The 12,831-nt window shown below is 33.0% G+C and carries 8 protein-coding genes; 5 read left to right on the plus strand and 3 right to left on the minus strand.

Translation table 11 applies throughout. The features are described from left to right. The first annotated feature begins 50 nt into the window (after nucleotides 1-50). From V6246_RS06855 to V6246_RS06865, 3 genes are all read left to right on the plus strand, one after another. Nucleotides 51-563 carry a VOC family protein gene (locus tag V6246_RS06855; protein ID WP_341559737.1) on the plus strand — a complete coding sequence of 171 codons (513 nt, stop codon included), beginning with the start codon at nucleotides 51-53 and terminating at the stop codon, nucleotides 561-563. 123 nt (nucleotides 564-686) lie between these two features. Then, nucleotides 687-1,412 carry an NRDE family protein gene (locus V6246_RS06860; protein ID WP_341559738.1) on the plus strand — a complete coding sequence of 242 codons (726 nt, stop codon included), beginning with the start codon at nucleotides 687-689 and terminating at the stop codon, nucleotides 1,410-1,412. Continuing rightward, nucleotides 1,405-2,400, plus strand: coding sequence for a DUF6695 family protein (locus V6246_RS06865; RefSeq protein WP_341559739.1), 996 nt, complete (start codon nucleotides 1,405-1,407; stop codon nucleotides 2,398-2,400). The genes V6246_RS06860 and V6246_RS06865 overlap by 8 nt, the downstream gene beginning before the upstream one ends. A gap of 10 nt (nucleotides 2,401-2,410) precedes the next feature. Here the strand turns inward: V6246_RS06865 and V6246_RS06870 are convergent, their stop codons facing one another. Further along, complete coding sequence (locus V6246_RS06870) at nucleotides 2,411-3,364, minus strand: tetratricopeptide repeat protein (protein ID WP_341559740.1); 954 nt, start codon at nucleotides 3,362-3,364, stop codon at nucleotides 2,411-2,413. Between the two features lie 139 nt (nucleotides 3,365-3,503). Between V6246_RS06870 and V6246_RS06875 the strand changes: the two genes are divergently transcribed. Further along, nucleotides 3,504-9,581, plus strand: coding sequence for an alpha-2-macroglobulin family protein (locus tag V6246_RS06875; protein ID WP_341559741.1), 6,078 nt, complete (start codon nucleotides 3,504-3,506; stop codon nucleotides 9,579-9,581). Between the two features lie 133 nt (nucleotides 9,582-9,714). Then, nucleotides 9,715-10,167, plus strand: a complete 453-nt coding sequence (locus V6246_RS06880; protein WP_341559742.1) for a hypothetical protein — start codon at nucleotides 9,715-9,717, stop codon at nucleotides 10,165-10,167. Nucleotides 10,168-10,370: 203 nt separating this feature from the next. Here V6246_RS06880 and V6246_RS06885 read toward each other — a convergent pair whose 3' ends face one another. Next, nucleotides 10,371-11,180 (minus strand): DNA/RNA non-specific endonuclease, encoded by an 810-nt coding sequence (locus V6246_RS06885; RefSeq protein ID WP_341559743.1) that lies wholly within the window; start codon nucleotides 11,178-11,180, stop codon nucleotides 10,371-10,373. Beyond that, complete coding sequence (gene pafA / locus V6246_RS06890; RefSeq protein ID WP_042497270.1) at nucleotides 11,181-12,818, minus strand: alkaline phosphatase PafA; 1,638 nt, start codon at nucleotides 12,816-12,818, stop codon at nucleotides 11,181-11,183. Nucleotides 12,819-12,831 lie beyond the last annotated feature (13 nt).

Genomic DNA, 12,831 nt, shown 5'->3' on the forward strand with positions numbered 1-12,831 from the left:
TTGCCAGATTGGCAAATATAACCTTAGTTTGCATAATAAAACTTTGAATTATGACTTTAAATAAAAATTATCCAAAATCGTTTTCACACATCGGAATCACGGTTCCTGATATAAAAAAAGCAGTACAATTCTACTCTGAAGTTATGGGTTGGTACATTATCATGGAACCTTCCGAAGTAAAAAAAGAAAACGATACTGCCATCGGGCAAATGTGTATTGATGTTTTTGGTGAAGATTGGGAAACCTTTGAAATCGCACATTTATCTACATCTGATGGTATTGGCATCGAACTTTTTTGCTTTCCGCATGGCGTAAAAGAAGCTCCAGGATTTAGTCCTTTCAATACAGGATTGTTTCATTTTTGCATACAAGATCCTGACATTGAAACACTAATAGATAAAATTGTAAAAAACGGCGGTAAGCAAAGAATGCCTATTCGTGAGTATTACCCAGATGATAAACCTTATAAAATGTGCTATGTAGAAGATCCTTTCGGAATTGTTTTTGAAATATACACACATAGTTACGAATTAACTTATTCTTCTGGAGCTTACTCCAAATAATTATTAGCAACATAGCTCGATACATGCCTGTTTTAGTCCCTGAAATCGATTTTTGACTTTCGAAATTCCAAATTTTGAAACATTTTTTCGTAAGTTGCCAACCGGTTTTCAGACTATAAATTTATGTGTACAGTAACTATTTTTCCAACAAGGAATAACAACTTTGTTCTAACCTCTAATAGAGATGAAACTCCAAATCGTATTTCTCTTCAACCCGATTTTTACAGCGTTGAAAACACAAAGCTTTTATTTCCCAAAGATAAATTGGCGGGAGGTACATGGATTGGTGTCAGCGAAAAAAACAGACTCATTTGCCTATTGAATGGTGGTTTTAAAAATCATACAAAAAAAGTTAAATATAGAATAAGCCGTGGTATAGTTACTAAAGATTTTTTAGTTGCAGATGATATTGAAACGTGTATTGAAAACTACAACTTCGAGGATATTGAACCTTTTACTATTGTAATTTCCGATTGGAATTCTAATTTAAAATTTTACGAACTCGTTTGGGATGGTAACACTAAACATTTTACACAACTACCTTTAGAGCCAAAAATTTGGTCGTCGGCCACTTTATACAATCCCTCCATGAAAACCGAACGTTTACAATGGTTTAACGACTATAAAAAAGAAAACGTATTAACTTCGGAATCTATTTTAACGTTTCATAAAACGGCGGGTAAAAACAATATGGATTATGGTACTTTAATGGACCGAGGCAAAGTAAAAACTACAAGTATTACACAAGTTAAAAAAACAAATAGTAACGTAAACATGCGTTATGAAAGTTTACAAAACCAAAGTGTTTCTTCTAAAACATTAAAAACACCTCAAATAGTTAATGGATAATACCGGAATTATTTTAACACTCGCCTACCCTGACACAATTGTTATGGTTTCCGATGAATGGTTTTCTCCATTTTTAAGATTTGTAGGGGTTGGAAAAAAGAATTATTTGCGTGCTGGTCATGCTGCTTTAGTTTTAATTGAAAAAGAAACAGGTGTTTTAGAATATCACGATTTTGGACGTTATATAACACCAGAACCCAACGGACGTGTTCGAGGTAGAGATACCGATAACGAATTACATTTCCCGCTAAAAGCAGAAATTAAAGATGATAAAATTTTGAATTTAGACGAAATTTTAAAGTTTTTAGCCACACACCCTAAATTAACTCATGGCGAGGGTAATTTGATTTCCTCGGTTTGTAATGTTATAGACTACAAAAAAGCAAGAACTTTTATTACCAAGATGCAAAACGAACATTTTATTCGTTATGCTGCCTTTATTAAAAATGCCAGTAATTGCGCCCGTTTTGTTTGCGATGCCCTAATTGCTTCTGTTACAAAACCAGAAATGCAAAAAAACATAGAAAACTCGAAGTGGTTTACACCAAGTACGGTTGGCAATGTGCTACTCGCTAATACAGGTCCACATGCTTTTGAAGTATCGGAAACTGGTAAGATTTCAGAATTTAAAGGTTCGCAAAGAAGTGAAAATCTACGTTGTTTTTTAGATAAACTTAAAGACCACAAAGTAAACCTTATTGGTACTTTAAATCCCAAACCAGTTAACGGTACACATCAAAATGCACAATGGTTATCTGGCATTGCTGCTGGAGCATGGTTTGAACTTCATGAAACGGAAAATGCTTTAAACTATAGATTTAGGCGTGTTTCTCCTTACGGAAATATAGATGTAGATACCTTTTTCAAAATTGAAAATGAAGGGTTTAATTTTAATCAAACTTTTGAATTTGTGCCTTATTCTAACTGTAAATTCTTTCATATAAAACAAAATAAAACTATTTATAGATTTAACAGAATAGACGACTAAACAGATAAGTTTAAAGCTTTAAAACAGCTTCTTTTTGCTTTTGAAACACCTTAATTTCTGGCAACTCAGTAATTGCTATATCAATATACTTTAAAGCTTTTTCTTTATTTTTTTGATGGGTTTCTATTTGAGCCAATCGATAATACGCCCACGCTTTTGGCACACCATCTTTAGCCGAATAATGTTGAATATATTGATTTAAACAAGCTTCTCCTTTCTCCAATTCAACGTTATATTCTGCAGCAACTTTTCCTATTTGGTAGTGTAATGCATTACGCTTATGCTTAGCTTCGGCTTGTTCTATATTTTTTATGGCTTCTTCTGGTCTTTTTTCATTTTCGTAAAAAGCAGTTAACTTATCGAAACAGTTTAGCGATCCACCTTCGGCTATAGCCATTTTATAAAATTTTTCGGCAAGTTTAGGTTCGTCGTCATATTCATAAATATAACCTTTAGCCAAATAACCGTCTACTTTAGAAAGCACTTCGAGTTCTTCAGCATATTGTAAAGACTTACTTCTACTTCCGCCTAAAACTCCCGGTAATTGCATGTAGAGTTCTACTAAAGCCCAACGCGTGTCAATATGGGTTGCATCTAATTCCGCGGCCTTTAAAAATGCTCCTTTAATATCGCCTATTAATCCTAATGCGGTAAACTTACTTACCGATAGAGCTTTCATGCCTAAAGCACCTCCATATTTATAATGGTAATTAGCTGTATTAGGTTTACTGTCAACAAGTTTTTTATAGTTATCAATAGCCTGATCCCATTGTTTCTGATGTCCATAAACATCTCCTAATAATTCGATCGCTTGCAAATCGTTAGGCGTATTTTCTAAATATTGAATAAGCAAAGGCTCGGCTTTTTGATAGTGCTTTTTACTAACGAGCTCTTCAAAATCGGCAATAGACGATTGAGAAAAGACCATAATTGGCAATAACAGAAATATCAAAAATTTATTCATAGATTTTAGTTCAAAATGCAAAGTTAAACTTTCTGCTTTACTCCAAAAATGGTTAACTTCACTCAATAAACGAAACCGTTCACGCATTGGTATATTTTGGAACGGCTTTTGTTCATATTTTAGAGACAAATTTAATGCAATGAAAAACACACTATCTATATTAATGGTTATATTATTTTCACACTTTTCTTCTGCTCAGAGCCCTAATTACGACAAATTATGGCAAGATGTAGCAAAGTTTGAAGCTGAAGGTTTACCTAAATCGGCTTTAAAAGTGGTTGAAAACATCGAAAAAATTGCCAAAACCGATAAAAACCAAGCCCAAACCATAAAAATTATGCTTTTTAAAAGCAAGTTTGCTATGGTGTTAGAAGAAGACGCTCAACTAGATATTATTAACGATTTTAAATCGAAAATAGCTACTAGTGAATTTCCTACTAAAAACATACTAGAGAATGTTTTAGCCAATTTATATTGGCAATATTACAAGCAAAACCGATGGAAATTCTATAATAGAACACAAACTACTGAAAAGGTTGATGCTACAGATTTTAGAACTTGGGATTTACAAACGCTGTTTGATGAAACACACCTACATTTTCAAAATTCGCTAGCAAACGGTTTAATGCTTCAGCAAGAAGATTTAAAACAATTTGCAGCTATTTTAACGGAACAAAAAGATTCTAAAACTTACAGACCAACACTGTTTGATTTCTTAAACCATACAGCTCTAGAGTTTTATAAAACCAATGAAACTCAAATTACCAAACCTTCATATAAATTTGAAGTTGATAACGAAAAACTTCTAAGTGATGCTAAAATCTTTACTGAATTAACAATAACATCGAAAGATTCTAACTCGCTACAATTACAAGCTTTAAAAATTTATCAAAACTTAACTCGTTTTCATTTAAAAGACAAATCTCCTTTTACCTTAGTCGATGTTAATATTGAGCGCTTAAAATTTGTAAACGAACATGCCTCCTTTAATAACAAAGAAACCTTACTACTCGATGCTTTAAAAGCAGAAAAGAAAGAATATAAAAAACACGAAGTTTCTGGCCTCTATGATTTTGAAATTGCGCAAATTTACTACCAACAAAGTAATACCTATCATCCAAAAACAAGCGATACATATAGATGGAAAGCTAAAGAAGCTTTAGAAATCTGCGATGCTGTTATCGCTAAATTTCCAAAAAGTAATGGGGCAGAAAAGTGTGAAGTTTTAAAAGCTATCATTAACCGCACGCAACTTCAACTAACTAGTGAAGCGTTTTTACCGGTTCAGCAAAACGGACGCATTTTTGTGCAATACAAAAACTTAAACCATCTTGAATTTAATGCCTATAAAATAACCGAAAACCAGTTTGAAAAATTTCTGACACTTTATAATAGTGACGATCAATGGGATTTTATTAAGCCATTAAAATCTACTAAAACTTGGGAAAGCACATTAAAAAATGAGAATGACTACCAAAGTCACAGCACCGAAGTTTTACTTCCTAAATTAGATAATGGCAGATATCTTCTGGTTGCGACTCCTAAGAACGCTAGTGATAGAGATTTTTCATTTTCCAACATTCAAATAACAAACACGGCATTAATCGAAACCGAATCGCCTGATTTTAAAATTTTTCAATGTATAGATAGAACAAATGGAGCGCCAATAGCCAATGCTTCGGTAGAATTAACATACACCGAAAACTATACAAACAAAATAAAAACCGAGCAACATAAAACAAATAGTTTAGGCCAATTTAAAATTAATAAAAAAAGAGAGCATTGGTACAGAAACGTAAAACTTAAGGTTAAAAACAATAATGATTTAGCATACTTTGGCGATTATTATATTAATAGAAGTAATACCCAAAACGAAGAAAAAACAACTTATAAATCTTTTTTATTTACAGACAGAAGTATTTACAGACCATCGCAAACCGTATACTTCAAAGCTATTGCTATAAAAAGAGAAAACAATAAATCTGAAGTTTTAGAAAACCAAAACGTCTTGGTTTATCTCTATAACGTTAATGGTGAAAAAGTAAAAGAATTACAACTAAAAACAAACGATTTTGGCTCGGTTGCTGGTGAATTTATTTTACCTAACTCAGGCCTAAATGGTGCTTATTATATTGAAATTAATGCCGCTTCTAACGGTATCAACTTTAGAAGCACAGTAGATTTTTCGGTTGAAGAATACAAGCGTCCAAAATTTGAAACTCAATTCACTCCCGTTACAGATACTTATAAAGTAAACGATTTGGTTAAAATAACAGGTAAGGCCTTAGCTTATGCGGGCAGTAATATTACCGATGCCAAAGTAATTTACACCGTTAAACGCAAAGTGAGATACCCAAGCTGGTATTATTGGTACCGCCCTTATTTTAGCAGCGAAGCTCAAGAAATAACACATGGAGAAACAAAAACTAATGATAAAGGTGAGTTTGAAATTTCTTTTAAAGCGCAGCCAGATCAAAGTATTGATAAATCTAGCTTACCAATTTTTAATTATGAAATTACGGCCGATGTTACCGATTTAAATGGAGAAACAAGAAGCGCAACAACAATTGTTAACGTTGGTTACCATGCTTTAGTAGCTAATATTATGGTAGATTCTGTTTTAGATAAAACTAAAAAAGACAACCAAATTTCTATAAACACACAAAATCTAAATGGCTCCTTTGTTGACGCCAAAGGCTCTATTAAAATTTATAAATTAAATGCTCCAAACTTTGTTTTAAGAACAGCACCTTGGAGTGCACCAGATTATCAAAGTTTTACCTTCGAAACTTTTAAAACGCTTTTCCCCCACGATGCTTTTCAAGATGAAGATGATTCTAAAAACTGGAAAAAAGGAGATTTAGTTTTTCAAAAGGACTTCAATACAAAAACAACCAAAACTTTAGAACTCGGAAACATCAAAAAATGGAAATCTGGTCAATATATTATCGTTCTAGAAAGTGAAGATAAATTTGGACAAGCCGTTAAAGATGAAGCTAGAACAACCTTATTTAGTGATACAGATAAAACATTAGCCGATAATCAATTATTCAGCGTTTCAGCCAATAAAAATCGATATAACATTGGAGACAAAGCCGTGATAACCTTTGCTTCTTCAGCTAAAAACATCAACCTTACCGTCTCTATTGAAAAGGATGAAAAAATTATTAAAACTGAAATTATTCAGCTTAATAACAACAAAAAAAACATCACAATTCCGGTAACGGAAAATGATTTAGGAGGCTTTACGGTAAACTACAGCTTTGCGGTTTATAATAGCTACCAATCTGGTTCTGTATTTATTTCAGTTCCATTCCCAAAAACAAATTTAGACATTGAAACCATTACGTTTAGAGATAAACTACAACCTGGCTTAGAAGAAAATTGGCAGTTTAAAATTAAAGGTCCAAAAGGCGAAAAAGTGAATGCCGAAATTTTGGCAAGTATGTATGATGCCTCTTTAGATCAATTTAACTACCACAGTTGGTACTTTAGCCCAATTCAGAATTCGACATACCGAACACGAACTTACAGCCAAGCAAATTCAAGCTTTGGTAATAGCCAATTTAGAGTTTATAACAGCTATACCAATGTTAGATATCCTGTACAATATTATGATCAATTAGATTGGTTTGGCTTTAATTTTGGAAGACAACACCGTAATATATCCATTAGAGGCATGTCGCTTTCCAAAAAAATGAGCGGTCGCGCCGCTGGTATTAACATTGTTGAAGATCGTATTGAAGCTCCTGAAATGATGATGGAGGAAAGTGACATGTCTAATTTAGATGATACCGTTGTTGTTGGGTACGGCACTCAAAAGGAAGTTAATAATTCTGAAGTCTCTACCGAGAAACCTAAAGAAATGGATTTTGATGATGTTCAAATTCGTAAAAACCTTCAAGAAACAGCCTTTTTCTTTCCGCAGTTAAAAACAGATAAAGACGGAAATATTAGCTTTAATTTCAATACACCAGAAGCTTTAACAAAATGGAAATTACAATTATTAGCGCACACCAAAACCTTAGAAAGTAGCTCTAGAACCTTAACAACAGTTACCCAAAAGGAATTAATGGTTTCGCCAAATGTACCACGTTTTTTACGCCAAGGTGATGTTATTTCTATCAGCACCAAAATTTCAAACCTTACAGACCAAGCACTTTCTGGTCAGGCTAAGTTAATTTTAACCGATGCCTTAACCGGAAAAGAAATTAACGGAGCATTAGGTATCACTGAAGCTAATAAAACCTTCAATGTAAATGCTGCCGGTAACACACAAGTATCATGGCAACTAAATGTTCCTGATAACATACAGGCTGTGCAATACAAAATTGTTGCAAAAGCGGGCGATTATAGCGATGGCGAGCAAAATGCTTTACCTGTTTTAAGCAATCGCATGTTGGTAACCGAAACTTTACCAATGTGGGTACGTAGCAATGAAACTAAAACATTTGTTTTAGATAAGCTGAAAAACAATAACTCTTCAACTTTAAAAAACCATAAACTTACTCTAGAAGTAACTTCTAATCCTGCTTGGTATGCGGTTCAGGCCTTGCCATACCTTATGGAATATCCATACGAGTGTAACGAGCAAACTTTTAGTCGTTATTATGCCAATGCCTTGGCGAGCCATATTGCAAACTCGAACCCAAGAATTCAGGAGGTTTTTAACCAATGGAAAAATAGCGATGCGTTGCTTTCTAACTTAGAAAAAAATGAAGATTTAAAATCTATTTTAATTCAAGAAACACCTTGGTTACGTGATGCACAAAGCGAAACAGAGCAAAAAAAACGTATTGCTTTATTATTCGATTTAAATAAAATGAATAGCGAATTACAATCTGCCGTTAATAAACTAGATGCTAACCAAATGCCGAATGGTGCTTGGTCTTGGTTTAAAGGTGGCCGCGAAAACCGATACATTACACAACATATAATTACTGGTTTTGGTCATTTAAAACAACTTTCTGTTGCAGATGCTAATGAAAAAACTTCTGAAATGGTTTCTAAAGCCATTCAGTTTTTGGATGCTGAATTTATTCAAGAATACAAAGACATTAGAAAGTATGATAAGAATATGGACTTAGATTTAGACCATTTAAGCTATACACAACTGCATTATTTATACATGAGAAGCTTCTTCCCTAATATTAAAAAATCTAAAGAAGTTGAAGAAATCATTAACTATTATCAAACACAAATTGAGAAATATTGGTTAAATCGTTCGCTTTATGCAAAAGGTCTAATGGCATTAATTTCACATAGAAATGATGCGCCTATTATGGCTACCAAAATTTTAAAATCGTTGAAAGAAACAAGTATTACTTCAGAAGAATTAGGGATGTACTGGAAAGCTAATACCAACTCTTGGTTCTGGTATCAGGCACCAATTGAAACTCAAGCTTTATTAATTGAAGCCTTTTCGGAAATAGAAAATGATACAGAAACAATTGATAATTTAAAAATCTGGTTACTTAAAAACAAACAAACCAACCGTTGGAAAACCACAAAATCTACAACCGATGCCGTGTATGCATTATTACTGCAAGGTAGCGATTGGTTAAGTGTAACCGATGCTGTTGAAATTGTTTTAGGCGGACAAAAGATTGAACCATCGAAACTTGAAGATGTAAAAGTTGAAGCCGGAACAGGTTACTATAAAACATCGTGGAATACTGCTGAAATTAAACCAGAAATGGGAGACGTTAGTATTTCTAAAAAAGGAGCAGGTATTGCCTGGGGTAGTTTGTATTGGCAGTATTTTGAAGATTTAGATAAAATTACTTCAGCAGAAACACCTTTACAATTGAAAAAGAAATTATTCTTAAAAACAAATACGGACACCGGTGAAAAAATAACAGAAATAACAGAGCAAACCGCTTTAAATGTTGGAGACTTAGTACGTGTGCGTATAGAACTTAAAAGCGACAGAGCTATGGAGTTTATACATATGAAAGATATGCGAGCAGCAGGTTTTGAGCCCGTGAATATAATATCTGCTTATAAGTGGCAAGATGGTTTAGGCTATTATGAAAGTACGAAAGATGCAAGCACAAACTTCTTTTTTGATTATTTACCTAAAGGCGTTTATGTTTTTGAATACGATTTACGTGTAAATAACTCCGGAAATATGAGCAACGGCATCACCACGATACAAAGCATGTATGCTCCAGAATTTAGTAGCCATAGTGAAGGTGTACGTGTTTTAGTTGACTAGAAGTAATAAAAAAAGTAAGCCTGGTCATTTTGAGGTTAGGAGAAATCGTATAACGTACATATATCTTGTGTAATAGAAAATTTGACGCAACCTTTCGTGAAATTTCACATCTAATAATAAAGTATAATTAATTATGAAAAATGTATTAATCATATTGTTATCAATATTAGTTTTGGGCTGTAGTTCTGATGATGATAATTCAGAAGTAATAAATATTGAATCTTCTTTAATAGCAAAAGATAATCTTTACGGAAATGGAGCAGAAGGAATTACGAAACAGAATTTAATTATTTCTAACCAAACCGCTTGGAATGATTTAATATACAAAATGAATTTAGCAAATAACACTTCTGATAACTTTAAAGAAACCGATATAGATTTTTCTAAATATATCATTATTGCAGTATTTGACGAAATAAAAGGGAACGGTGGTCATAACTTGGAGTTAAACATAATATCGAATTCTGAAAAGATAATGGTAAATGTTACAGGTTTAGCTTCTCAAGGGAATGCCACAACTGTTATTACACAACCTTTTCATATTGTAAAAATTCAGAACTCTGATTTACCAATAATATTTAAATAAAAACTTACTACAACACGGTATAAACATAATTACCACTTTATTATAGGCAGTAATTAAAGACAAACTTTATGTGATGTCTCCATTCGTCGACATGACAACGGAAACGCTGAGTAACTTATAAAACAAAAAAATCCCCTTCAAGTTTTAAATTTGAAGGGGATTTTTATTTTATGAGATTTCTGTTATAACAAATACTCAACACTTTAATTAAAACTCCAGTTTTTGTAACTACTAGAAGCTTCTAATTTGTTTTCTAAACTATCTTCTAACTCTGGAAAGAAGTCGATTCCCGTAAGTTTTTCAACTTTATCTACAGATACAACAAACTTATATAAGGGTTGTTTAGACTCTACGCTAGGCATTAAAAAAGCAATCATTTTAGTTTTACCCGAATTATTATCGATCAAAACTTTATAAAATTGATTTGGCACTGCTACTTGCTCGTCACCAATGGTTTTCATGTTTCCCTTTAACACTCCTCCTGTTACTACAAAAACGCCATTATATTTACTTGCCCAATATCTAACTTTCTGTTCTAGCGTATTCCATATACCCGCATTAAAATCATGCTTTTGCGGACTGATATTACTTGTTAAAAACGTTTCGTCGTGCGCTTCTTTACTGTAACGTCGGTCTCCAGCAGGACAAAGATGCCCACGATCGTAACCCGATTTTTTATAATTACGCCAATCTGCTGCGCCTGTTTTTACCGCTTTATCTATTTCAAAATACGGGCGTTTAAAATCATTTTTAGATAAATGAGATTTCTTCAATTCATAAGCCACCCATTCAGCTTGTTCATAAGGCTCACTGTAAGACAGCGAATATCCATCGTGATGCACAATTTGCCCTGTTGTACTGGTTGGCAAAAAGTATTCGTTTGTATCACTCTTAGATGTTCTACCTTCAGTTACAATTTCATTTTTTTCTTCTTCATCTAAAAAATGCTCATATCCATAAATAGCAACCAGAATAACGACGGCAATAACCGATAATAATTTTCTTTTCGTCATTTATTCTAAAATGAATTCTAAAGGCTCTCCAAGTTTAAAATTAGGTGCATTAATATCTAACAACGCTGAAATTGTTGGAGCAATATCTGTAATTTCTGTTCTCTTAACTGTTTTACCATGTTTAATTCCTTTTCCGAAGAACAAAAGCGGCACGTGCGTATCATAATTTAAACCACTACCGTGTGTAGAACCTGTTTTTCCGTAAGATATGTAAGCTGGATCTTGAATTACTAAAACATCACCAGAGCGTTTTTGGTTGTATCCGTTTTGAAGTAATTTTTCAATACCCGTTGTAAAAGAAGCTTTTCCCATAGTTGTTGCGGTGTAAGCTTTGTAAACATTGGTATAATTAATTATTTCGTTAACAATAGCATCTTGTACAGCTTCTAATTCTAAACCTAAAGTTTTAATCTTTTCGCGATTTAAAAATATTTGATTATTGCTTATATTTTCAATTAGATCATCTGCTTTAAAAGTTGTTTGCATAAATGCCTCTAACTTTGTTCTCATGGCTTTATTATTCAAATATCCTGCTGGAATTTTTTTCGACCTCATATAAGCAGGCACATTAATTGCACCGTGATCTGCAGTTAAAAACACCGTATAGTTTCCTTTTCCAACTTCAGCATCTAAACCTTTAAAGAAACGTTCTAAATCTTTATCTAAACGTAAATACGTATCTTCAATTTCTTTAGAATTAACTCCAAAATTATGACCAACATAATCAGTACTAGAAAAACTAACCGTTAAAACATCGGTAAATTCATCTTTACCTAAATCTTCACCAACTAACGCTGCTAAAGCAAAATCGGCTACTAAACTATTACCATAAGCCGTTGCTTTTAAAATATCATAACCACCATTTTTTCCTTTTAAGGCATCTAAATCGTAAGGAAATGTTGCTGTAGCTTGTCCCTTAAAACCACCTTCAAAATCGTTTAAATCACTACCACTTTCTAAATATGTCTCAATATTATATAATGTATTCCATGGCTTAAGATATGATTTTACAATACCAGATTTATTAAATTTACTTACCCATTTAGGTAATTCATTCATATAAAAAGAACTAGAAATAAAGTTTCCTTCATTTTTTCCTTGAAACCAATATGCTGCATTTGCAGTGTGCCCTGCTGGTAAAATAGCTCCACGGTCTTTTACTGATATTCCTATAGTTTTACCACGCATTTGTGTGAATAACCTATTCTCATCAGCAAATGTTGTGGTTTTCATGCGTTGTGTAGACATTTTTCCTGCATCTGTTTTTGTTCCTATAGAAGAAACAGCATCGTCTTGTGCACAATACACCATGGTTTTTAATTCTTTATCGTACCAGTTATTAGCGATAATGCCGTGATATTTAGGACTTGTACCCGTAAAAATAGATGCGTGACCAGGCCCTGTATAAGTTGGAATATAATTAAAATGATTGTTTTTACAGTTAAAACCTTCATTCATCATACGCTTAAAGCCGCCTTCTCCATAACGGTCTGCAAATCTTGTTAAATAATCGTAGCGCATTTGATCCACAACAATACCAACCACCAATCTCGGGTTAGTTTCATCAGATTTATTTTGTGCTTTAGAAGATAAACTTAACACAAAAACTACAACTAAAAAGAAAATATTTTTATTCATTATAATGGGTTTA

The sequence above is a fragment of the Algibacter sp. TI.3.09 genome (assembly GCF_038154905.1).
GTDB lineage: Bacteria > Bacteroidota > Bacteroidia > Flavobacteriales > Flavobacteriaceae > Algibacter.

Bases quoted from the DNA above. Each gene is read 5' to 3' on its own strand.
- V6246_RS06855 (WP_341559737.1), top strand. From the start codon at position 51: ATGACTTTAAATAAAAATTATCCAAAATCGTTTTCACACATCGGAATC.
- V6246_RS06860 (WP_341559738.1), top strand. From the start codon at position 687: ATGTGTACAGTAACTATTTTTCCAACAAGGAATAACAACTTTGTTCTA.
- V6246_RS06865 (WP_341559739.1), top strand. From the start codon at position 1,405: ATGGATAATACCGGAATTATTTTAACACTCGCCTACCCTGACACAATT.
- V6246_RS06870 (WP_341559740.1), bottom strand. From the start codon at position 3,364: ATGAATAAATTTTTGATATTTCTGTTATTGCCAATTATGGTCTTTTCT.
- V6246_RS06875 (WP_341559741.1), top strand. From the start codon at position 3,504: ATGAAAAACACACTATCTATATTAATGGTTATATTATTTTCACACTTT.
- V6246_RS06880 (WP_341559742.1), top strand. From the start codon at position 9,715: ATGAAAAATGTATTAATCATATTGTTATCAATATTAGTTTTGGGCTGT.
- V6246_RS06885 (WP_341559743.1), bottom strand. From the start codon at position 11,180: ATGACGAAAAGAAAATTATTATCGGTTATTGCCGTCGTTATTCTGGTT.
- pafA (WP_042497270.1), bottom strand. From the start codon at position 12,818: ATGAATAAAAATATTTTCTTTTTAGTTGTAGTTTTTGTGTTAAGTTTA.